General features: G+C 60.3%; 16 protein-coding genes and 3 pseudogenes. 6 read left to right on the top strand and 13 right to left on the bottom strand.

The genetic code is table 11. From position 1 onward, the window contains the following. Positions 1 to 103 precede the first annotated feature (103 nt). Positions 104 to 1,429, bottom strand: a complete 1,326-nt coding sequence (locus PSH88_RS01550) for an OprD family porin (RefSeq protein ID WP_305424621.1) — start codon at positions 1,427 to 1,429, stop codon at positions 104 to 106. 504 nt (positions 1,430 to 1,933) lie between these two features. Here PSH88_RS01550 and tauA point away from each other — a divergent pair. Next, a pseudogene (gene tauA, locus PSH88_RS01545) lies at positions 1,934 to 2,050 on the top strand (taurine ABC transporter substrate-binding protein); the annotation flags it as partial. A gap of 54 nt (positions 2,051 to 2,104) precedes the next feature. Here the strand turns inward: tauA and argA are convergent. Both argA and argE read right to left on the bottom strand, forming a co-directional pair. After that, a complete protein-coding gene (gene argA, locus PSH88_RS01540) occupies positions 2,105 to 3,403 on the bottom strand; it encodes an amino-acid N-acetyltransferase (RefSeq protein WP_007899457.1) in 1,299 nt (432 codons plus the stop codon). Between the two features lie 147 nt (positions 3,404 to 3,550). Further along, positions 3,551 to 4,717: an acetylornithine deacetylase gene (argE, locus tag PSH88_RS01535; RefSeq protein ID WP_305424620.1), complete on the bottom strand. Its 1,167-nt coding sequence runs from the start codon at positions 4,715 to 4,717 to the stop codon at positions 3,551 to 3,553. Between the two features lie 157 nt (positions 4,718 to 4,874). On the opposite strand from argE, the gene PSH88_RS01530 reads away from it, so the two are divergent. Then, positions 4,875 to 6,242, top strand: coding sequence for a CYTH domain-containing protein (locus PSH88_RS01530; RefSeq protein ID WP_305424619.1), 1,368 nt, complete (start codon positions 4,875 to 4,877; stop codon positions 6,240 to 6,242). A 156-nt stretch (positions 6,243 to 6,398) separates the two neighbouring features. Here the strand turns inward: PSH88_RS01530 and PSH88_RS01525 are convergent, their stop codons facing one another. Beyond that, positions 6,399 to 6,869 carry an Lrp/AsnC family transcriptional regulator gene (locus tag PSH88_RS01525; protein WP_007940379.1) on the bottom strand — a complete coding sequence of 157 codons (471 nt, stop codon included), beginning with the start codon at positions 6,867 to 6,869 and terminating at the stop codon, positions 6,399 to 6,401. A gap of 126 nt (positions 6,870 to 6,995) precedes the next feature. On the opposite strand from PSH88_RS01525, the gene PSH88_RS01520 reads away from it, so the two are divergent. From PSH88_RS01520 to PSH88_RS01505, 4 genes and pseudogenes are all read left to right on the top strand, one after another. Beyond that, positions 6,996 to 7,334 carry a hypothetical protein gene (locus PSH88_RS01520; protein ID WP_305424618.1) on the top strand — a complete coding sequence of 113 codons (339 nt, stop codon included), beginning with the start codon at positions 6,996 to 6,998 and terminating at the stop codon, positions 7,332 to 7,334. Positions 7,335 to 7,424: 90 nt separating this feature from the next. Further along, positions 7,425 to 9,209, top strand: coding sequence for a type IV pilus assembly ATPase TfpB (gene tfpB / locus PSH88_RS01515; protein ID WP_305424616.1), 1,785 nt, complete (start codon positions 7,425 to 7,427; stop codon positions 9,207 to 9,209). A gap of 208 nt (positions 9,210 to 9,417) precedes the next feature. After that, a pseudogene (locus PSH88_RS01510) lies at positions 9,418 to 9,701 on the top strand (NfeD family protein); the annotation flags it as partial. A gap of 66 nt (positions 9,702 to 9,767) precedes the next feature. Beyond that, positions 9,768 to 10,088 (top strand): DUF2388 domain-containing protein, encoded by a 321-nt coding sequence (locus tag PSH88_RS01505; RefSeq protein ID WP_305424615.1) that lies wholly within the window; start codon positions 9,768 to 9,770, stop codon positions 10,086 to 10,088. Positions 10,089 to 10,203: 115 nt separating this feature from the next. Here the strand turns inward: PSH88_RS01505 and gcvP are convergent, their stop codons facing one another. The 9 genes and pseudogenes from gcvP to pepP all read right to left on the bottom strand — a co-directional run bounded on the left by gcvP (position 10,204) and on the right by pepP (position 21,932). Continuing rightward, entirely contained in the window at positions 10,204 to 13,077 is a 2,874-nt protein-coding gene (gene gcvP / locus PSH88_RS01500; RefSeq protein ID WP_305424614.1) for an aminomethyl-transferring glycine dehydrogenase, read from the bottom strand. Between the two features lie 271 nt (positions 13,078 to 13,348). Further along, complete coding sequence (gene gcvH, locus PSH88_RS01495; protein WP_038980852.1) at positions 13,349 to 13,732, bottom strand: glycine cleavage system protein GcvH; 384 nt, start codon at positions 13,730 to 13,732, stop codon at positions 13,349 to 13,351. Between the two features lie 50 nt (positions 13,733 to 13,782). After that, entirely contained in the window at positions 13,783 to 14,865 is a 1,083-nt protein-coding gene (gcvT, locus tag PSH88_RS01490; protein ID WP_305424613.1) for a glycine cleavage system aminomethyltransferase GcvT, read from the bottom strand. 155 nt (positions 14,866 to 15,020) lie between these two features. Beyond that, positions 15,021 to 16,637 (bottom strand): ABC transporter permease, encoded by a 1,617-nt coding sequence (locus PSH88_RS01485; RefSeq protein WP_305424611.1) that lies wholly within the window; start codon positions 16,635 to 16,637, stop codon positions 15,021 to 15,023. 177 nt (positions 16,638 to 16,814) lie between these two features. After that, positions 16,815 to 17,819 carry an extracellular solute-binding protein gene (locus tag PSH88_RS01480; protein ID WP_305483456.1) on the bottom strand — a complete coding sequence of 335 codons (1,005 nt, stop codon included), beginning with the start codon at positions 17,817 to 17,819 and terminating at the stop codon, positions 16,815 to 16,817. 249 nt (positions 17,820 to 18,068) lie between these two features. Continuing rightward, a complete protein-coding gene (locus tag PSH88_RS01475; protein WP_305426928.1) occupies positions 18,069 to 19,286 on the bottom strand; it encodes a 2-octaprenyl-3-methyl-6-methoxy-1,4-benzoquinol hydroxylase in 1,218 nt (405 codons plus the stop codon). Positions 19,287 to 19,295: 9 nt separating this feature from the next. Continuing rightward, positions 19,296 to 19,391, bottom strand: a pseudogene (locus PSH88_RS01470) (tetrameric acyl-CoA thioesterase); the annotation flags it as partial. A 22-nt stretch (positions 19,392 to 19,413) separates the two neighbouring features. Then, on the bottom strand, positions 19,414 to 20,601 hold the full coding sequence (gene ubiH, locus PSH88_RS01465; protein WP_305424610.1) for a 2-octaprenyl-6-methoxyphenyl hydroxylase: 1,188 nt from the start codon (positions 20,599 to 20,601) through the stop codon (positions 19,414 to 19,416). Continuing rightward, positions 20,598 to 21,932 carry a Xaa-Pro aminopeptidase gene (gene pepP / locus PSH88_RS01460; protein WP_305424609.1) on the bottom strand — a complete coding sequence of 445 codons (1,335 nt, stop codon included), beginning with the start codon at positions 21,930 to 21,932 and terminating at the stop codon, positions 20,598 to 20,600. The genes ubiH and pepP overlap by 4 nt, the downstream gene beginning before the upstream one ends. Positions 21,933 to 21,949 lie beyond the last annotated feature (17 nt).

Raw genomic sequence — 21,949 nt, 5'->3', positions numbered from 1 at the left:
TGCAAAGAGGGGATTTTCAAGGCGGGATTACGGGGGTGACCCCGCTTTGAAAACGCAAAAGCCCCGCCCGGCGAGATGCCGGGCGGGGCTTTTTTTCTACGTCTTACATGAAGTTGTAAGTGTAGTTGAAGATCAGGCGAGTCTGATCCTGGTCGGCGATACCAGTACTGCTGCCACGGTAGGTGCCGTGACGCAGGGTAGTGCCGAAGCCTTTCAGAGGGCCTTGCTGGACAACGTAGTCCAGGCGCATGTCGCGCTCCCACTCGGACGAATCGCTTCCGCCAGTGGCGGATTTGATGTCGTCACCGTGGAGGTAGGCAACTGCAGCCTTCAAGCCCGGAACGCCCAAGGCGGCGAAGTCGTACGAGTATTGACCGAACGTGGTGTTCTCACCTGCGCGGACAAACTGATGGATCATGCTATCGGTAAACAGATAGAAGCTTGAGCCGCCAGCCCCTTCGTTACGACCGCTGTCATTCAAAAGGCTGCCCTGGTTCATGTAGACGAAGCCACCGTCATCGCCGACTTGCTGGTGACCCAACAGGAAGGCGCTGCCACCCAGGGTATAAGTGAACATGGCGCTCCAGGTCTTGTTATCGACCTCGCCCGGGGTCTTGGCATAGCCGCCGTTGTTGTTGAACCGGTAGCCGGCGTCACCATTACGGCCATCAGAGCTGCTGTCGAAGTAACGCAGGTCAGTCTTGAACGACTGGCCTTCGCTGATCGGGAAAACGTGTACCGCGCCCAGGAAGTGCTGTTTGTAATAGTCTTGCAGGTTGGCGTAGTAGTACTGCAGGGTCAGGTCTTTGGTGACTTTCCAGTCCGCACCACCATAACGGAACTGGTTGCTTTCCTCAGTACCGCCGCTCACCGCCAGGCCGGTGCTGTTAGTCCCCGCACGGCCAACGGCGTGCTCCAACTGACCGGCGTTGAAGGTTACGTTGTCGATTTCCTTGGAGGTGATAGTGCCACCTTCAAAGGTTTGCGGCAGCAGACGACCATCGTTGGCCACCAGAATTGGCAGGTTAGGCGCCAAGGCACCACCCAAGTGAGCCTCGGTCTTCGAGAAAAGCGCCTTTACGTTGCCTGACAGACGACTCCAGTTGTGCACAGCCGAACCGTCGGTGTCGCTTGGAACAAAGGAGTTGTTATCTGGGTGGTGACCTTTGCCGCCATCGAGGTGGATACCGACCAGAGCCTGGGCGTCGATACCAAAACCTACGACGCCTTGGGTGAAGCCGGACTTGTAGTCGAACTTCAGGCCGGTGGCCGTTTCGCGCTGGTCGGAACCGCCTTCGCGGTTATCGTTATTGAAGTACAGGGTACGGGAACTGACGGACGCTTTACTGTCTTCGATGAAACCGGCGGCGCCTGCCTGCTGCGCCAAAACCCCTACGGCCACAGCCAGGGCCAAGGTGGACTTCTTCATTGTTTCGCTCCTCTCGTTCTAATTTTTGTGTTCTTTGGTCTCGGGTCTAACGCCCCAGATCCACAGATGCGCGATTAGCACTGGTCCATGACTGACAAGTCAATCGTAACCATGTGTGTCTACGACCAAGGTCTAACCGCCGTGATTTGGTCCCTGCAGGGTAATGAGCTCTTCATAAACCCAAAAAGAATTGTTTAATTCTTTTTAATACCTTTTAGGAATATATCTTTCAATCGATAACCCGAACCTGGATCACGGGTATCGGCTCATAAGCTAATTCCTAAATGGTATTCATTGGCATTTTTTTAGATCGATTAGCGTTCGACGCATCCCCCATACGTCAATCACTTGCGAAAAGGCGACGCCATCATGGCCAAACGCGCACTATCTAGTCAATTTGTTACAGTTTATGTATCGCTTATATTTTCTTTTTCCGCCCAGGCGGCGACGCTCACGGTCGGTTATCAAACCCAGATCAACACTGCCGAAACGTTCATGGTGCGCAACGGCACGGCCAAGGCCATTGGCGAAACGGCGAAGTTCTTGAAGGAGCAAGGCAAGGTCGAGACGGTGCTGCCGGATTATTCGCCGTACGTCAGCGCAAAATTTGTGCAGGAATGATCGTTCCCACGCTCTGCGTGGGAACGATCAAATACAGGTCCCGGCTGGCCCGGGTCAGAGGGCTTTTTCGAAGATCTTCGAATTACGCTGGTAGTTGTAAAGCGACGCCCGCGCCGATGGCAGGCGTTCGACGCTGCTCGGTACAAACCCCCGCTCACGGAACCAGTGGGCCGTCCGGGTGGTCAGCACGAACAAGGTTTTCAGGCCCTGTGCCCGGGCGCGGGTTTCGATGCGTTCCAGCAACTCATCGCCGCGACCGCCATGGCGGTACTCCGGGTTCACCGCCAGACACGCCAACTCCCCCGCATCCGAATCGGCAATCTGATACAGCGCCGCGCAGGCGATGATCATGCCTTCGCGTTCTACCACGCTGAACTGCTCGATCTCACGCTCCAGCACCTCTCGGGAACGGCGTACCAGAATCCCCTGCTCTTCCAGCGGGCTGATCAAGTCCAGCAAACCGCCGACGTCCTCGATGGCTGCCTCGCGCACAACTTCGAATTGCTCCTGGGCCACCAGCGTACCGCCACCGTCACGGGTGAACAGTTCGGTCAGCAGCGCGCCATCTTCGGCGTAGCTGACGATGTGACTGCGCGCCACACCGCCCCGGCACGCTTCAGCGGCAGCATCCAGTAGCTCGGCTTGATAGTTGCTGCCCAAACGCTGCAAATGCGCCGGTACCTGTTGCGGGCGCAATTCGCGGACCAGCCGGCCATTTTCATCGATCAAGCCCAGATCGGCGCCGAACAGCAGCAGCTTGTCCGCACCCAGATCGATGGCCGCACGGGTAGCGACGTCTTCGCACGCGAGGTTGAAGATCTCACCGGTCGGCGAGTAACCCAGCGGCGACAACAGCACGATGGAGCGTTCGTCCAGCAGGCGATTGATGCCCTTGCGGTCGACCCGGCGCACTTCGCCGGTGTGGTGATAGTCGACACCTTCAAGTACGCCGATCGGCCGTGCAGTGACCAGATTGCCGCTGGCCACCCGCAGGCGCGAGCCCTGCATCGGCGACGAGGCCATGTCCATGGACAACCGCGCTTCGATGGCGATGCGCAGTTGGCCGACCGCATCGATCACGCACTCCAGCGTCGCCGCATCGGTGATGCGCATGCCGTGGTGGTAGTGCGGGGTCAGGCCGCGAGCTGCGAGGCGGGTTTCAATTTGCGGACGGGAACCGTGAACCAGCACCAGCCGCACGCCCAGGCTGTGCAGCAGCACCAGGTCGTGGACGATATTGCCGAAGTTCGGGTGCTCCACGCCGTCGCCGGGCAGCATGACGACGAAGGTGCAATCGCGGTGGGCGTTGATGTAAGGCGAAGCGTGACGAAGCCAATTGACGTATTCGGGCATGAACCTGGGCCTGTAATAAATAGCAGCCGAAAAAAGGGTAAAGCAGTAAACGCACAGCGGGCTGATGGTTATCGTCGGAACAGGCTTGGCGACACGCGCGCTCTCCTCATGAATACGGGTTGGGACATCGGCAATTTATACACGCTCCTACACTGGCATCGTCGTTTTGGCCGGCGTCAGGCAGTAATGTTCAATCAGTTGTCGTAATAGATGCACGGTAGGCTGCAAACGTGACATTTCGAGGTATTCCCCCGGTTGGTGGGCGCAGGCGATGTCGCCCGGTCCCAATACCAGTGTTTCACAACCAAGACGCTGAAGATAAGGCGCTTCCGTGCCGAACGCCACTGCTTCGGCGCGATGGCCGGTGAGCTTTTCGGCGACCCTCACCAATTCCGAGTCTTCGGCCTGCTCGAAGGGTGGCACTTCGGGGAACAGCGGCGCGTAATCGATCTTCACCTGATGCCGTTCGGCAATCGGATTGAGCTTCTGCAAAATCGCCGCGCGCAAGGCTTTGGGGTCCATGCCTGGCAATGGACGCAAGTCGAACTCCAGCGAGCACTGGCCGCAGATGCGGTTGGGATTGTCGCCCCCGTGAATGCAGCCGAAATTCAGGGTCGGTTGCGGCACACTGAACTGCGGGTTACGGAATTCGCGCTGCCACGCCAGGCGCAAGCCGCGCAGTTCGCCGATGGCATCGTGCATGGCCTCGAGGGCACTGTGGCCCAGGCGCGGGTCCGAGGAATGGCCGCTCTGGCCGAGGATGTCGATGCGTTCCATCATGATGCCCTTGTGCATCCGCACCGGCTTTAGCCCCGTCGGCTCGCCGATCACCGCCGCGCGACCTAATGGCCGTCCGGCTTCGGCCAGAGCGCGAGCGCCAGACATCGAGCTTTCTTCATCGCAGGTGGCGAGGATCAGCAAGGGTTGCTTGAACGGTTGGTCGAGCAAGGGTTTGACGGCTTCGATGGCCAGGGCGAAAAAACCCTTCATGTCGCAACTGCCCAGGCCGACCCAACGACCGTCCACTTCCGTCAGTTTCAGCGGATCGGTCTGCCACAACGCCTCGTCGTACGGCACCGTATCGCTGTGACCAGCCAGCACCAGGCCGCCGGGGCCGGCACCAAAACTGGCCAGCAGATTGAATTTGCCGGGGCTGACCTGCTGGATATCGCAGGCAAAACCCAAGTCCCCGAGCCATGTCGCCAACAAGTCGATGACCGGCCGATTGGTTTGATCCAGGCTGGGTTGGGTACAGCTGACAGACGGCGCGGCGATCAGCGCAGCGAACTGATCTTTCATGGACGGCAAAGGCATCGCTGACTCCCAACTCCCGAATTGAAGTCCATCATAGAACCATCCGGCGACAGGAATAAACCGCTACGGCGCGTAGGACGGATCAGTCCTGTACACTGCACGACCTTGGCAGCCACACATTCCCCCGGCTGCGCTCCCGATCCTGGATTTTCCGGCCATGCAGAAAGAAACCGAAATCAAACTACGCGTCAGCCGCGAAACCCTCGCCGCCCTGCGCGAGCACCCGTTATTGAAAAAACGCAACAAAAGTGGCTGGGAACGCCGTGAGTTGATGAACCAGTACTTCGACACGCCTGAGCGCGACCTGGCCCGCGCCAAGGTTGCCCTGCGCCTGCGCCGCGATGGCGAAGAAGTGATTCAGACGCTCAAGACCCGTGGCCAGAGCGTTGCCGGTCTGTCCGAGCGTCACGAGTACGACTGGTCCCTGCCCAAAGCCAAACTCGACGTGAAGAAACTCGACGGTGAATGCTGGCCCGAAGAGCTGGCCGATCTGGACAAGAAAACCCTGAAAGCCATCTTCACCACCGATTTCGTTCGCGAGCGCGCGGAAATCGCCTGGGGCCGTGGCAAGACCAAAGTGGTCATCGAAGCCGCGCTGGACCTGGGCCATGTAGTGGTCGGCAAGCAGAAAGAAGAAATCTGCGAGCTGGAACTGGAACTGCGCGAAGGCGAACCGGCCGCGCTGCTGGAACTGGCCGCCGAACTGGCTGCGACCCTGGCGCTGATGCCATGTGATATCAGCAAGGCCGAGCGCGGTTATCGCCTGTTCGATGCCAACAGCTACTCGCTGAGCTTGCCGGCGCCGCAAATCACCGCCGAAATGCCGCTGGACGATGCGTTCGCCGCCCTGAGCTGGCATTTGCTGAGCAGCAGCCAGCGTCTGGCCGAGCAATATCGCTTCAATGGCCACTGGCGCCTGTTGCAGGACTGGGTCGAGAACCTCGCTGAAATGCGCGCGCTGATCAGCAGCCTCGGTCAGGCCGCACCGCGTCAGTCAACTCATGATCTGCGGGTCGCGCTGGATGCCCTGCTGGAAGACTGGCGCCCCCTGGTCCAAGCCGGCCTGGACGACGAAGACGTGCGCAAAGCCGCGCCGGAGCAATTCCTCGAAGAGCTGGAAGATCCGCGCTGGGGCCTGTTCTCCCTGAACACTTCGCGCTGGTTGCTGGCTCGCACCTGGGCCGCCGATCGCAACACCCGCGGCAATCGCCAGGGCGCTGCACAACTGGGCAGCTGGCTGCCGCGCATGCTGGGCGAAGAAGCCAACTCGCTGCAATTGCAGCGTTACCAGCAACAGCCGGAAGACCTGGCCGAGCAGCTGCCGCGCATCGAGCGCATCCAGGCCTGGCTGCACCATGCTCGTGGCGTGCTGGAGATCCCGGAAATGGATCGCCTGTACGGCGAGCTGAACAAACTGACGCAACTGGCCAACGAGCCGATCACCGATGAATCGCTGGATGCGCGTAAGCACCAGGCGATTGCGGTGTATCAGAATCGCGCCTGGAAGACTTTGCTGCGTCTGTAAGTACCCTGTGGCGAGGGAGCTTGCTCCCGTTCGGCTGCGAAGCAGTCGTAAATCCGGGCATCGCGGTTTGTCTGGCATACCGCAATGGCCGGATTGGGGAGCGCTTCGCACTCCAGCGAGAGCAAGCTCCCTCGCCACAAAGGCCTTCGAACATCATCAGCGCAACACCGGCAAACTCGTCGTGGATTTGATTTCCGACAACGCCACGATTGAGTTGACCTCCTGAATCCCCGGCACCATCGACAGCTTCTCGAAGAAGAAGCGCTCATAAGCCTCGATATCTGCCGTGACGATCCGCAGCAAGAAATCCACCGCCCCCATCAGCACATAACACTCCAGCACTTCGGGAAAGCCGCGAATCGCCTCGGTGAACTCGGTGAAGTTCGAGCGTCCGTGGGCATTGAGTTTGATCTCGGCGAAGATCTGCGTGTTAAGGCCGATTTTCTTTCGGTCAAGCAACGTCACCTGACCGCGAATGATCCCCTCCTCCTTCATCCGTTGAATCCGCCGCCAGCACGGCGACTGCGAGAGCCCCACCTGTTCGGCGATCTGCGCGCTGGAGAGCGAAGCGTCCTCTTGCAGCAACGCGAGAATCTTGCGGTCGTAGCCATCCAGCTCGCTGTGCATAGAAAAACCTATAGTGGGTACTAGATCGAATTGATCAATTCGATAAATGGTCAATAAGCCCAATCATAGATAAGAAATGCCCGGCACCGAATGTAAAAATTCCTCCAGTGATTTTGGAGACCGACCATGCCGCATTTAGAAGCCGTGAACACCCCGCCCGCCCGCGCCGATGTCTGGAACGTCAGCAACGCCCACTGCCGCGTCCATTACCAATTGCTGGCCGAGGCCGAGCCGGATTTGCTGTGCCGTGCGCTCAATCTGTTCGCCTTGCAGTTTCTGACGCCGCAGCAGGTCAACGTGCAGCGAATGGACGATCTGCTGTCGGTCGATATCGTCATGGACGGCCTGAGCTGGCACCGTGCTCAAGTGATCGCGGAAAAATTACGTAACCTGATCAGCGTCTGCTCGGTGAACCTGCAAGCGGCTGATTCTGCGTGGCAAGAGCCTGCTCACGCGACAGGCTGAAAAAACCCGACACGTGTTGGTCGGGTAGTGGCCCAACGGTCTGCGGGTGCGCGGCTATCCTTTGCGAACGGTTGTTCATAAGGAGCCCGCATGTCCGTTCAACTCGCCACTCAGGACCGCTGGCTGGACCTTAACGATTTGCTGCGTGAACTGGTCGCCCAAGGCTTTATCAGCCAGGATTCAGCCGAACACGCACTCAACGCCCGCCGCCGTCACGCCATAAATGGTCAACAGCACCCGCTGGAGTTCATCGCCAGCCAACACTTGGACGACCTCAGCCGTCCCGGCAAACACCTCGACCTGGAAAGCCTGACGCTCTGGATGTCTCAGCAGGCCGGTCAGCCCTATTTGCGCATCGACCCGCTGAAAATCAATGTCGCGGCCATTACGCCGTTGATGTCCTATGCCTTCGCCCAACGCCACAAGATTCTGGCGGTGTCCATCGACCGCGACGCCGTCACCGTGGCCAGCGCCCAGCCCTTCGTCAGCAGTTGGGAGGCCGACCTGACCCACGTGCTGAAGCTACCTATCAAGCGCGTGGTGGCCAACCCGGTGGACATCCAGCGCTTCAGCGTGGAGTTTTTCCGCCTGGCCAAATCGGTCACTGGCGCCACCAACGCCGATCAGCAAATAAGCACCCTGGGCAACTTCGAACAGTTGCTCAACCTCGGTGCCAGCGACCAGGAGCCGGACGCCAACGATGCGCACATCGTCAACATCGTCGATTGGTTGTTCCAGTACGCGTTCCAGCAACGGGCCAGCGATATCCACATCGAACCCCGGCGCGAGCAAGGCACAGTGCGCTTTCGCATCGACGGCGTGCTGCACAACGTCTATCAATTCCCGCCGCAGGTGACCATGGCCATCGTCAGCCGCCTGAAAAGCCTGGGGCGGATGAACGTCGCGGAAAAGCGCAAACCCCAGGACGGTCGAGTCAAAACCAAAACCCCGGATGGCGGCGAAGTCGAGTTGCGGTTGTCGACATTACCGACGGCGTTCGGCGAAAAAATGGTTATGCGGATCTTCGACCCGGAAGTGCTGCTCAAGGACTTCGATCAGCTGGGTTTTTCCGCCGATGACCTGCGTCGCTGGCAAGACATGACCCGCCAGCCCAATGGCATCATTCTGGTGACCGGGCCGACCGGTTCAGGCAAGACCACCACGCTGTACACCACTCTGAAGAAACTGGCGACGCCGGAGGTCAACCTCTGCACCATTGAAGACCCGATCGAAATGGTCGAGCCGGCGTTCAATCAGATGCAGGTCCAGCACAACATCGACCTGACCTTTGCCGCCGGCGTGCGCGCGCTGATGCGGCAAGACCCGGACATCATCATGATCGGCGAGATCCGCGACCTCGAAACCGCCGAAATGGCGATTCAGGCCGCACTCACCGGCCACTTGGTGCTGTCGACGTTACACACCAACGACGCCCCGAGCGCCATCAGCCGCCTGCTGGAACTCGGCGTGCCGCATTACCTGATCAAGGCCACGGTGCTCGGGGTCATGGCTCAGCGTCTGGTTCGGACCCTCTGCCCGCATTGCAAGGCGCCATTAACTTTGGGCGAGGACGACTGGCAAACCCTGACCCGGCCCTGGCAAGCGCCACTGCCGGGCAACGCACAACGCGCCATCGGTTGCCTGGAATGCCGCGAAACCGGCTATCGCGGCCGCGCCGGGGTGTACGAAATCATGCAGCTGACTGACGGCATTAAAGCGCTGATCAACCCTGACACCGATTTGCTGGCGGTCCGCCGTCAGGCATTCAAGGAAGGCATGCGCAGTTTGCGCTTGTCGGGGGCGCAGAAAGTGGCGGCAGGTTTGACCACGATCGAAGAGGTGTTGCGAGTGACGCCGCAGAGTGAGCAGAGATAAGTAAGTCAAGACGCATAACCTGTGGAAGCGTGGCTTGCCCGCGAAGAACGATGACGCGGATTACCTGAAAAACCGCGGTGCATTCTTCGCGGGCAAGCCTCGCTCCCACAGGATTTTCGTCGCTCAAATTTCTTAACATACTTGAGATTTACTCTGACTGACTGGCATCAGCCATAGTCCCTGGCCCCTCCAAGTCGCATATGAACCTGAGGTGCTGCTGTTTGCGGTCTTTTCGATCCTCACCGCACTGTGCTGGTGGCGACGTCAGCGTAGCGTGGTGCGAGCCAGCGACCAGCCGAACCTGAACCTGCGCGGACAAGAGCTGATAGGCAAGGTGTTCGTGGTCTCAGCGAAGCGATTGTCGACGGCCGCGGCAAGATCAAGGTCGCCGATGGCGTATGGATGGCCCGCGGGCCTGACACTGCATCCGGCAGCCGTGTTCGGGTAGTCGGGCAGCAAGGGGCGATTTTACTGGTGGCGCGAGCCGACTAACGTCACGGAACTGGATTGGGTTATTGGCAATCAAAGCCCGCAGTTAATCCAGTGGAGTCACCTTTTATGCGTCTCAAACTTGCTGTCGCTACCTTCGCCGTGTTGTCCCTTCCAGTCGGTTCGGCGATGGCTGATGACAGCTTTTGGCAGAGCGTCCTTACGTCCGGTGCCACCACCGGTTCGTCCTACCTGACCTCCAGGGATCACAAGCTGGTCGTCGCTGCCCAGGACGACGCCGGCAGCTTTGTCGCCAGTGACGGCGCCATTCGCGGGCCGTACCTGGAAGCCGCGATGCAGAAAGTCCGAGCCGACAACCCAGGCCTGCAAGCCACGGACATGGAACTGGCGAACGCCATCCTGGCGAAGAATGCCATCGCCTCGAAATAAGGTTCGTTGCTGAACAAAATGCCGCTCACATGAGCGGCATTTTTTTGCCTGAAATGCGATCAATTGTGGGAGCGGGCTTGCTCGCTCCCACATTAGATCTTCATCTCTCGTGATTTCAGCGGTATTCGTCCACCGGCACACACGCGCAAAACAGATTGCGGTCACCGTAGACATTGTCCACCCGGTTCACCACCGGCCAGTACTTATGGGCCTTGGTGTGCGCATCCGGTGTCACCGCCTGTGCGATGCTGTACGGCCGCTCCCAGACGCCAGTGATGTCGGCCAGGGTATGCGGCGAACGTTTCAGCGGGTTGTCCTCTGCCGGCCAGTTGCCGTTCTGCACCTCGGTGATTTCCGCGCGAATACTCAGCATCGCATCGATAAAACGGTCCAGCTCCGCCTTCGACTCACTCTCGGTCGGTTCGACCATCAACGTCCCCGGCACCGGGAACGACATGGTCGGCGCATGGAAGCCGTAGTCCATCAAGCGCTTGGCAACGTCCTCTTCACTGATCCCGGTCAGCGTCTTCAGCGGTCGCAAATCGAGGATGCATTCGTGGGCCACTCGCTCATTGCGCCCGGTGTAGAGCACTGGAAACGCGCCGGACAAATGCTGCGCCAGGTAATTCGCGGCGAGGATCGCCACCTCACTCGCATCCGCCAGTTGCGGCCCCATCATGGCGATGTACATCCAGCTGATGGGCAGAATACTTGCACTGCCCCAAGGTGCCGCGCTCACTGCGCCGTTCTCCGGCAGCGGGCCATCGATTGGCACTACCGGGTGATTGGCGACGAACGGCGCCAGGTGCGCCCGAACCCCGATCGGGCCCATCCCCGGTCCGCCACCGCCGTGGGGAATGCAGAAGGTTTTGTGCAGGTTCATGTGCGACACGTCGGCACCGATGTCTGCCGGCCGCGCCAATCCAACCTGCGCATTCAGGTTGGCGCCATCCATGTACACCTGACCGCCATGGCTGTGGATAACTTCACAGATCTGGCTGATGCCCTCTTCGTAGACCCCGTGAGTCGAAGGATACGTCGCCATCAGGCAGGCGAGATGATCCCCCGCCTCCGCGGCTTTGGCTTTCAGGTCATCCAGATCGACGTTACCCCCCTCGTCGCACTCGACGATCACCACCCGCATCCCGGCCATTTGCGCCGAGGCCGGATTGGTGCCGTGGGCCGAAGACGGGATCAGACAGATATCCCGCGCGCCCTGATGGCGGCTCGCGTGATATTTGCGGATTGCCAGCAACCCGGCGTACTCGCCCTGAGCGCCCGAGTTGGGCTGCATGCAGATCGCATCGAAACCGGTGATCGCGCAGAGCCAGCGCTCCAGCTCCTCGATCATCAACGAATAACCCACCGCCTGCTCTTTCGGTACGAACGGATGCAGATTGGCGAACTGCGGCCAAGTGATGGGGATCATCTCACTGGTGGCATTGAGTTTCATGGTGCAGGAGCCCAGCGGGATCATCGATTGATTGAGCGCCAGGTCTTTGTTTTCCAGCTGCTTAAGGTAACGCAGCATTTCGGTTTCGCTGTGATGAGCGTTGAACACCGGGTGACGCAGATAAGATGTATTGCGCAGCAACCCGGCAGGAATGCCGGACATCAAGACTTCAGCGTCCAGTTCGTCGACGTTGAGCCCATGATCGGCCCCGAGAAACACATCGAACAGCTTCGTCACGGTGATTTCGTCACAGGTTTCGTCGAGGCTCAGGCCCAACTGCCCACGGCCGAGAATGCGCAAGTTGATCTGCGCCGCCTGGGCACTTTCGATGATCGCGGTCTGAGCGCCACCGACCTCCAGGGTCAGGGTATCGAAGAAATGTTGGTTGAGACGGGGGATCCCATGGCGCTCCAGGCCGGCAGCGAGGATGCAGGTCAGCCGATGGACGCGCTGGGCAATCCGTTTGAGCCCTTCCGGGCCATGGTAGACCGCGTAGAAACTGGCGATATTGGCCAGCAGCACCTGAGCGGTGCAGATGTTGGAGTTGGCTTTCTCCCGGCGGATATGTTGCTCGCGGGTTTGCAGGGCCATGCGCAGGGCAACGTTGCCGCGAGCATCTTTCGACACGCCGATGATCCGCCCGGGAATCGCCCGTTTGTATTCGTCGCGACTGGCAAAAAACGCCGCGTGCGGGCCGCCGTAACCCATGGGCACACCGAATCGCTGGGACGAACCGAACACCACGTCGGCGCCCAGTTCCCCCGGCGGGGTCAGCAACAGCAGACTTAGCAGATCGGTCGCCACACAGGCCAAGGCTTGCTGGGCATGCAGATGATCGATCAATGGGCGCAGATCGCGCACTTCACCATGGGTGTCGGGATATTGCAGCAGCGCGCCGAACACCTGGTGCTGTTTCAAGTTATCCACAGCGTCGACGATCAGCTCGAAACCGAACCCTTCGGCCCGGGTCCGCACCACGGAAATGGTCTGCGCGTGGCAATTCTCATCGACGAAAAACAGGTTACTTCTGGATTTGGCCACGCGCTTGGCCAGTGCCATGGCCTCGGCTGCCGCCGTGGCTTCATCCAGCAGCGAGGCGTTGGCCAGTTCCAGGCCGGTCAGGTCGATGGTCATCTGCTGGAAATTCAGCAACGCTTCGAGCCGGCCTTGGGCGATCTCTGGTTGATAGGGCGTATAGGCAGTGTACCAACCGGGATTTTCCAGCACGTTGCGCAGGATGACGGCCGGCGTGAGGGTGCCGTGGTACCCCATGCCAATCAGGCTGGTCCAGACCTGGTTCTGCTCGGCGTAGCCCCGCAGCTTGGCCAGCGCGGCTTCTTCGTCGAGGGCCGGCGGCAAGTCCAGCGGCCGGTTGAGGCGGATTCCCGGCGGCACCGTCTGCTCGATCAGTTCGACCCGGCTGCCAAGACCAAGGCTGTCGAGCATCGCCTGCTGCTCGGCGGCATCGGGGCCCAAGTGGCGGCGCAGGAAGGTATTGGGGTCGCGTAACTGGCTCAAGGACGGCAACTGGGACATGACGGGCTCTCTCTTGACTGGCGCTCGGCGTCGATGCAATGCGGTCAAACCAGCATAGCAGTCGCTGCCAGCAGCGAACCTGTGGGAAAGGTTGACACTTCCCCTGTGGGAGCGGGCTTGCTCGCGAAAACGGTGGGTCAGTCGACCTATACGTTGAATGATTAATCGCTTTCGCGAGCAAGCTCGCTCCCACATTTAATCTTCAGCGCATCAAGTTAGCGGACACAAAAAAGCCCCGAAAAATCGGGGCTTTTGGGGTAACGCTGAAGGCTTACTCGCCAATAGCAGCCTTGTAGGCCACCGGGTCAAGCAGGTTGTTCAGCTCGGAGGTATCGCTTGGCTCGAGTTTGAAGAACCAGCTGTCATAAGGCGCGCTGTTGACCAGCTCCGGGTTGTTGGCCAACTCTTCGTTAACGGCAATGACTGTGCCGGAAACTGGCGAGTAGATATCGGACGCGGCCTTGACCGACTCGACTACACCTGCAGCCTCGCCAGCAGCGAACACTTTGCCGATTTCCGGCAGTTCAACGAACACTACGTCACCCAAGGCTTCCTGAGCATGGTCTGAAATACCCACTTTCACGCCGCCATCATGGTCTAGACGGGCCCATTCGTGACTTTCGGCAAAACGCAGGTCGACAGGGATTTCGCTCATGTTCTGTGTCCTCAAGAAAAATGTCAGCGGTCATTGCCCGCCAAAAAAAGTTAGATCAAGGTTTTGCCGTGGCGTACGAAGGTCGGTTTGACCACTCGAACCGGGTACCACTTGCCACGGATTTCCACTTCAGCGCGGTCGGCGGTGGCCACCGGCACGCGCGCCAGTGCTATCGACTTGCTAAGCGTAGGAGAGAAACTACCACTGGTGATCTCCCCTTCGCCAACATCGGCGATGCGAACCACCTGATGCGCCCGTAAAACTCCACGTTCTTCAAGGACCAGACCCACCAGTTTGTGCTGTACGCCATCGGCCTGTTCGGCTTCCAGGGCAGTGCGGCCGATGAACTGACGCGTGGCCGGTTCCCAGGCAATGCTCCAGGCCATGTTGGAGGCCAATGGTGAAACTTCTTGATGAATGTCCTGCCCGTAGAGGTTCATGCCGGCTTCGACACGCAAGGTATCGCGGGCGCCGAGGCCGATCGGGGAAATCCCCGCGCCCACCAGATCGTTGAAGAAGCCCGGTGCCTGATCGGCCGGCAGCACGATTTCCAGACCATCCTCACCGGTGTAACCGGTGCGCGCGATGAACCAGTCACCGTCAGTCTGACCTTCGAAATATTTGAGCTGCTGAATCAGCGTGCCACGGGACTGAGTCACCAGTTCGGCAATCTTGTGCCGGGCGTGAGGCCCTTGAATGGCCAGCATCGCCAGCTCGGAGCGCTCGTTGAGCTGCACATCGAAATCGCCGAGATGAGTTTGCATCCAGGCCAGGTCCTGATTGCGGGTGGAGGCGTTGACCACCAAGCGATAACCGTCCTCAAGACGGTAGACGATCATGTCGTCGACGATGCCGCCGTGCTCGTTGAGCATGGCGCTGTACAGGGCACGGCCGGGGCTGTGCAGACGTTCGACGTCATTGGCCAGTAAATACTGAAGCCAGGCCTTGGCCTGGGGGCCGCCAACATCGATCACGGTCATGTGGGATACATCGAAAACCCCGCAATCGCGACGCACCTGATGGTGTTCCTCGACCTGCGAGCCGTAATGCAGAGGCATATCCCAACCGCCAAAATCGACCATCTTCGCGCCGAGGGCGAGATGAAGGTCATACAGAGGCGTACGCTGTCCCATGGGTTTCTCCTTCCGGGCGTGGCGAAGGTGCGGACAGACGCTGTACGGGGTGAAATGCCTTGAAATAAAGGACTTCAGCCGTTTCAGCCACCCGGTCTGAAAGACGGACCGCACCGAATGCCGCGCATTGTAGCCGCAAGGTGTAGGACTGGCACCTAGGTGTTTCGATGCGCCGACCTTCTGATCAATCCGATGACCGGTATCAGTCCGACCAAAACCAGTGTCAGTGCCGGCAACGAGGCCCTGGCCCACTCGCCTTCACTGGTCATTTCAAAGATCCGCACCGCCAGCGTGTCCCAGCCAAACGGGCGCATCAGCAGGGTCGCGGGCATTTCCTTGAGCACATCGACGAACACCAGCAGCGCAGCGCTCAATGTGCCCGGCAGCAGCAGCGGCAGATACACTTTGAAAAACAGTCGTGGCCCACTGACGCCAAGGCTACGTGCTGCTTCGGGCAAAGAAGGCCGTATTCGCGCCAGGCTGCTTTCAAGCGGTCCATAGGCTACCGCGATAAAGCGCACCAGATAGGCCAGCAACAACGCCGACAGACTGCCCAGCAGCAACGGTTTGCCCGCGCCGCCAAGCCAGCCCGACAGCGGAATCACCAATTCGCGATCCAGATAACTGAACGCCAGCATGATCGACACCGCCAGCACCGAGCCCGGCAAGGCGTAGCCAAGGTTGGCCAGACTGATGCCGGAACGGATCGCCCGGGTCGGTGCCAATCGACGGGCAAAGGCCAGCACCAGAGCGACACTGACGGTGATCAACGCCGCCATGCCGCCCAGGTACAGGGTATGGATGATCAATCCGGTGTAACGCTCATCCAGATCGTAGCGCCCACGTTGCCAGAACCACACCACCAGCTGCAGCACGGGAATGACGAAGGCGCAGGCGAATACCAGACCGCACCAGCTCATGGCCGCCAGCGCCTTGACCCCGCGCAGGTGATACAACGCCTTGACCCGTGGCCGTTCGTTGCTCGCCCGGTTGGCCCCGCGGGCACGACGCTCGCCATACAGCACGACCATCACCACCAACAGCAACAGGCTGGCCAGTTGCGCCGCGGTGGACAGGCTGAAGAAGCCGTACCAGGTTTTGTAGATGGCGGTGGTGAATGTATCGAAGTTGAACACCGACACCGCACCGAAATCCGCCAGGGTTTCCATCAGCGCCAATGCCACTCCCGCGCCGATGGCCGGACGCGCCATGGGCAATGCCACTCGCCAGAACGCCTGCCACGGGGATTGCCCAAGGACTCGCGCTGCTTCCATCAAGCCTTTGCCCTGAGCCAGGAATGCGCTACGCGCCAACAGGTAAACGTACGGATAGAAAACCAGCACCAGCACCAGAATCACACCGCCGGTTGAACGCACTCGCGGCAGCCTCAAACCGCTGCCGAACCATTCGCGCAACAAGGTTTGCGCGGGGCCGGCGAAATCCAGCAGGCCGACGAAGACGAAGGCCAGCACGTAAGCAGGAATCGCAAAAGGCAGCATCAGCGCCCAGTCCAGCCAGCGCCGCCCGGGGAATTCGCAGAGGCTGGTGAGCCAGGCCAGGCTGACGCCCAGCAGCGTTACGCCGAAACCGACACCGAGGACCAACGTGAGGGTATTGCCCAGCAGTCGCGGCATCTGGGTGTCCCACAGGTGGGACCAGATCTGCTGATCGATGGTTTGCCAGGAAAGAAGCAGGACACTCAGGGGCAGCAGGACCAGCGCAGCAATGGCGAAGACCAGGGGATACCAGCGGCGTTGGGAGGGGTGGGCCAAGGAAAGCTCTCGTTTAAATGATTGTGCCCACGCTCTGCGTGGGCACACCTCTTGTGACGCTCTGCGTCACGCCTCGACGCGGAGCGCCGGTGGATGCATTCCCACGCAGAGCGTGGGAACGATCAGGCCGGCAGGGACGCCGCCGACTTCACTCTGTGGCGCAGTATATCGACAGACTCAGTTCCAGCCAGCCCGATCCATCATCCGGATCGCTTCGGCCTGACGCTTGCCAGCGATTTCCACCGGCAAGGTGTCGGCCACGAACTTGCCCCAGCTCGCGACTTCAGCTGAAGGCTGAACGGCAGGGTTGGCCGGGAATTCCTGGTTCACGTCAGCGAAAATCTTCTGCGCTTCAGGTGTGGTCATCCACTCCACCAATGCCTTGGCGGCTTCCGGGTGCGGCGCGTGTTTGGTCAGGCCAATGCCCGACAGGTTGACGTGCACGCCACGGTCGCCCTGATTCGGCCAGAACAGCTTCACCGGCAGGTCCGGCTTCTGTTTGTGCAGACGGCCGTAGTAGTAAGTGTTGACGATGCCGACGTCGCACTGACCGGCGTTGATCGCCTCCAGCACGGCGATGTCGTCGGAGAACACATCGGTGGACAGGTTGTTGACCCAGCCCTTGAGAATTTTCTCGGTTTTCTCGGCGCCATGGACTTCGATCATGGTGGCGGTCAGGGACTGGTTGTAGACCTTCTTCGCCGTGCGCAGGCACAGGCGGCCTTCCCACTGTTTATCGGCCAGCGCCTCGTAGGTGGTCAGCTCACCGGGTTTTACCCGGTCGGTGGAGTAGGCGATGGTCCGCGCCCGCAGGCTCAGGCCGGTCCAGGCATGGGAGGACGCGCGGTATTGCAGCGGGATGTTAGCGTCGATCACCTTGGACGTGAACGGCTGGAGGATGCCCATCTGTTCGGCCTGCCAAAGGTTGCCGGCATCGACGGTCAGCAACAGGTCGGCGGTGACGTTCTCGCCCTCGGCCTTGATCCGCTGCATCAGCGGTGCTTCCTTGTCGGTGATGAACTTCACCTGTACGCCGGTTTTCTGGGTGTAGACATCGAAGACCGGTTTGATCAGTTCGTCGATACGCGAGGAATAAACCACCACCTCGTCAGCGGCCTGGGCGGCAGTGCTGCCGATCAGGGTCAGGGCCAGTGCGGTCAGTAGACGCTTGGGTGCCAACATGGAAGCGGTCTCTCGAAATGGGGAAGTGATGCCAAATGATAAGGACTCACATTTCGCTTCTCAATCGAACAGTGAGTGGAGGCGTTACCGGATGTTGCATAGCCTGGGATATGAGGTGGCTGATCTGCCGCCATCGCGGGCAAGCCCGCTCCCACAGGTATTCAGCTGTTAATGCATTATGTGTGAGCGCTGAAGATCCTTGTGGGAGCGGGCTTGCCCGCGATGGGGCCAGCTACTGCAGCGAAAATTTCAAGCCTTGGCCAACGCCGGCAGATCCCCAATCAACCCAAGCGCCTCACGCACGAATAACGCCTTGGCCTCGGGCATCTGATCGACCATCTTCAACCCGGTATTACGCAACCAGCGCACCGGCAACGGGTCGGCCTGGAACAGTCGCTCGAACCCTTCCATCGCCGCCATCAATGCCAGGTTGTGGGGCATACGCCGACGCTCAAAGCGACTGAGCACTTTCACGTCCGCTAACCGCTCACCACGCGCGGCCGCTTGCAGCAGCACTTCGGCCAGCACCGCGGCATCGAGGAAACCGAGGTTCACACCCTGCCCGGCCAGCGGATGGATGGTATGGGCTGCGTCTCCGATCAGCGCCAGGCCTTCAGCCACATACCGCTTGGCATGACGCTGACGCAGCGGCACGCACACACGCGGGTCGACGCTGAGCACCGTGCCGAGGCAACCTTCGAAGGCCCGTTCCAGCTCCTTGCAGAAGCCTTCGTCGCCCAGCGCCATCAGGCGTTCGGCTTCGCTGGGCGTGGTCGACCAGACAATCGAGCACCAATCCTGTTGACCGTCCCGTTCCAGCGGCAGAAACGCCAGCGGGCCGTTGTCGGTGAATCGTTGCCACGCGGTCATTTGATGAGGTTTTGCGCAGCGCACACTGGTGACGATCGCGTGGTGCATGTAATCCCACTCGCGAGTCGCAACGCCGGTCAGGCGTCGCACCGCCGAGTTGGCGCCATCCGCCGCGATCACCAAAGGGGCCCGCAAGGTGCGGCCATCGGCCAGGGTCAGCAGCCAGTCGTCACCGGAGCGGCGCATCTGCTCCAGACGCGCATTGGCCAGCATCCCGAGATCGCAGTCGTGCAGTCGGTCGAGCAGCGCGTCCTGAACCACGCGGTTCTCGACGATATGCCCGAGCACTTCGGCATGGACGCTAGTCGCCGAGAAATGAATTTGCCCAGTACCGCTGCCGTCCCAGACGTGCATGTCGGTGTAGGGACTACTGCGTCGATTGGCAATGCCTTCCCAAACGCCCAGGCGTTCGAGTATTCGCTGGCTGGCCGCCGACAAGGCACTCACCCGCGGCTCGAACGGAGCCTGCCCATCGAAGGGTTTGACGCTCAGGGGGCTACCGTCCAGTAGCAGGACTTCGAGCCCGCTGTTTTGTAACGCCAGCGCCAGGGCACTGCCGACCATTCCGGCCCCGACAATCAGCAGATCTGCGCGCATTTCCATGCTTTAAGCCTGTCTCGCTTGCGGCTTGAGCCGCACATAAAGGTTTTTCTCGACCCGCTTCACCCAAGTGCTCGCGCCGCCATGAATATCAACTTGCAGGTGCACCCTGCCCGGTTTTCGCTTACTCATCGGGACGCGTACCCAAGCCCATGGCCTGCCGGGCGAACCAGCGCTTGGCTGGCGGCAGCAGATCGAGGCCGAGCAGCCCAATGTTGCGACCCAGGGAAACCAGCGGCTGGGTGCTGCCGAACAGCCGGGTGACCTGATCGGAGAAACCCACGGTCAGGCTCTGGTCCAGACGCTGGCGCTCGCGATAAGCCTGCAAGGTGGCAAAATCGCCGGGGGCTGTCTCGCTGCCCAACAAACTGTCGGCCAACGCCTGGGCATCGCGCAGGGACAGGTTGAACCCTTGCCCGGCAATCGGATGCAGGCTGTGGGCGGCATTGCCGAGAATCGCCAGATGCGGGCGGACTTGTTCCTCGGCTTCGATCAGCGACAGCGGATATAAATGCCGTACGCCGACCTGCTTCAGCGTGCCGAGGCGATAACCGAAGATGTCCTGCAACTCGCCGAGAAAGCTGCGGTCATCCAGGGCGGCCAGCCGCTGCGCGTCCATGCCCAAACGGGTCCAGACCAAAGCGCAGCGATTGTCCGGCAACGGCAGCAAGGCCATAGGGCCATCGTCGGTGAAACGCTCGAAGGCCATGCCGTTGTGCGCTTCACTGGGGGTGATGTTGGCGATCAGCGCGCTCTGGTTATACGGGCGTTTCTTGATGCCGATACCCAGTTGCTCACGCAAGCCGGAACGGCCGCCATCGGCGAGCACCGCAAGGTCACATTCCAGGATGGTTTCATCGTTGAGCGTCAGGCGATAGCCGTCGGTCAGCGGTTCCATGCGGGTGACTTCCGCCGGGCAACGCCAACTGATCACGTCCTTGTCCAGACTTTGCCAGAGGCATTGGCCGAGCCAGGCGTTTTCCACCACATAACCGAGCGCCGGAACGCCCTCTTCCATCGCCGACAGCCGCGCGGTGGAGAAACGTCCACGGTCGGAGACATGAATTTGCTTGATCGGCTCGGCACGGCGGGAGATTTCCTGCCACACGCCCAACCGTTGATAAATCTGCCGGGCGCCGAACGACAGCGCCGAAGAACGGGCGTCATAGCTCGGTTGGTACGTGTGGCCGGGGGCAAACGGTTCGATCAGCACGATCTTCCAGCCACGGGCCTTGGCCCCCGCCTGTAAAGCCAACGCCAGGCTGGCGCCGACCAGACCACCGCCGATGATTGCCAGATTGACTCGACTCATGCCGCTTGTGTCCGCGCGGCGGCCATCAAGGCCTCGATCTCGGCGACCGTTTTCGGCACGCCGTTGGTCAGGATTTCACAACCGGTCTTGGTCACCACCACGTCGTCCTCGATGCGCACGCCGATGCCGCGCCATTTCTTCGCCACGTTCTGGTTGTCCGGAGCAATGTAAATACCCGGCTCCACGGTCAGCGCCATGCCGACTTCCAGCACGCGCCATTCGCCGCCGACCTTGTACTCGCCGACATCGTGCACGTCCATGCCCAGCCAGTGGCCGGCGCGGTGCATGTAAAACGCTTTGTAGGCTTCGTTGGCGATCAACTCGTCGACGTCGCCCTGCAACAGGCCCAACTTCACCAGACCGGCAGTAATCACCCGGACCGTGGCTTCGTGCGCCTGGTTCCAGTGTTTGTTCGGTGCGATCTCGGCAAACGCCGCTTCCTGGGAAGCCAGCACCAGCTCGTAGATCGCCTTCTGTTCCGGTGAATATTTGCCGTTGACCGGCCAGGTGCGGGTGATATCGCTGGCGTAGCAGTCGATCTCGCATCCGGCGTCGATCAGCACCAGATCGCCGTCCTTGAGCACCGCATCATTCTGCTGGTAATGCAGGATGCAGCTGTTGCGCCCGGCGGCGACGATCGAACCGTAGGCCGGCATCTTCGCCCCGCCCTTGCGGAACTCGTAATCGAGTTCGGCTTCGAGGCTGAATTCATGCAAACCGGCACGGCTGGCCTGCATCGCCCGAATATGGGCCTGGGCGGAAATCCGTGCGGCTTCGCGCATCACTTTCACTTCTGCCGCCGATTTATACAGGCGCATGTCGTGAAGCAGATGATCCAGGGCAACGAATTCATTCGGCGGCTGGGCGCCGAGGTGCGCTTTGGAGCGGATCACGTTGATCCAGTCCATCAGATGCCGATCGAACTCCGGGTTGCTGCCCATGGCCGAATACACCCGGTCGCGGCCTTCGATCAGGCCCGGCAGGATGTCGTCGATATCGGTGATGGGGAATGCATCGTCGGCGCCAAAATCACGGATAGCGCCTTCCTGGCCAGCGCGCAAGCCGTCCCACAATTCCCGTTCGGCATTACGTTCCCGGCAAAACAGCACGTATTCACCGTGCTCACGGCCGGGCATCAAGACGATGACGGCTTGAGGCTCGGGGAAACCGCTGAGGTACTGGAAGTCGCTGTCCTGACGGTAGACGTGCTCGACGTCACGGTTACGAATGGCCACCGCGGCGGCGGGCAGGATGGCGATGCTGTTGGGTTCCATCTGCGCCATCAGCGCCTTGCGGCGACGGCTGTATTCCGATTTCGGGATATGAATCATGGGCAGATGGCTTTCCC

The sequence above is a fragment of the Pseudomonas wuhanensis genome (assembly GCF_030687395.1).
Classification (GTDB): Bacteria; Pseudomonadota; Gammaproteobacteria; order Pseudomonadales; family Pseudomonadaceae; genus Aquipseudomonas; species Aquipseudomonas wuhanensis.
This window is presented reverse-complemented; position numbering and strand designations above follow the sequence as displayed.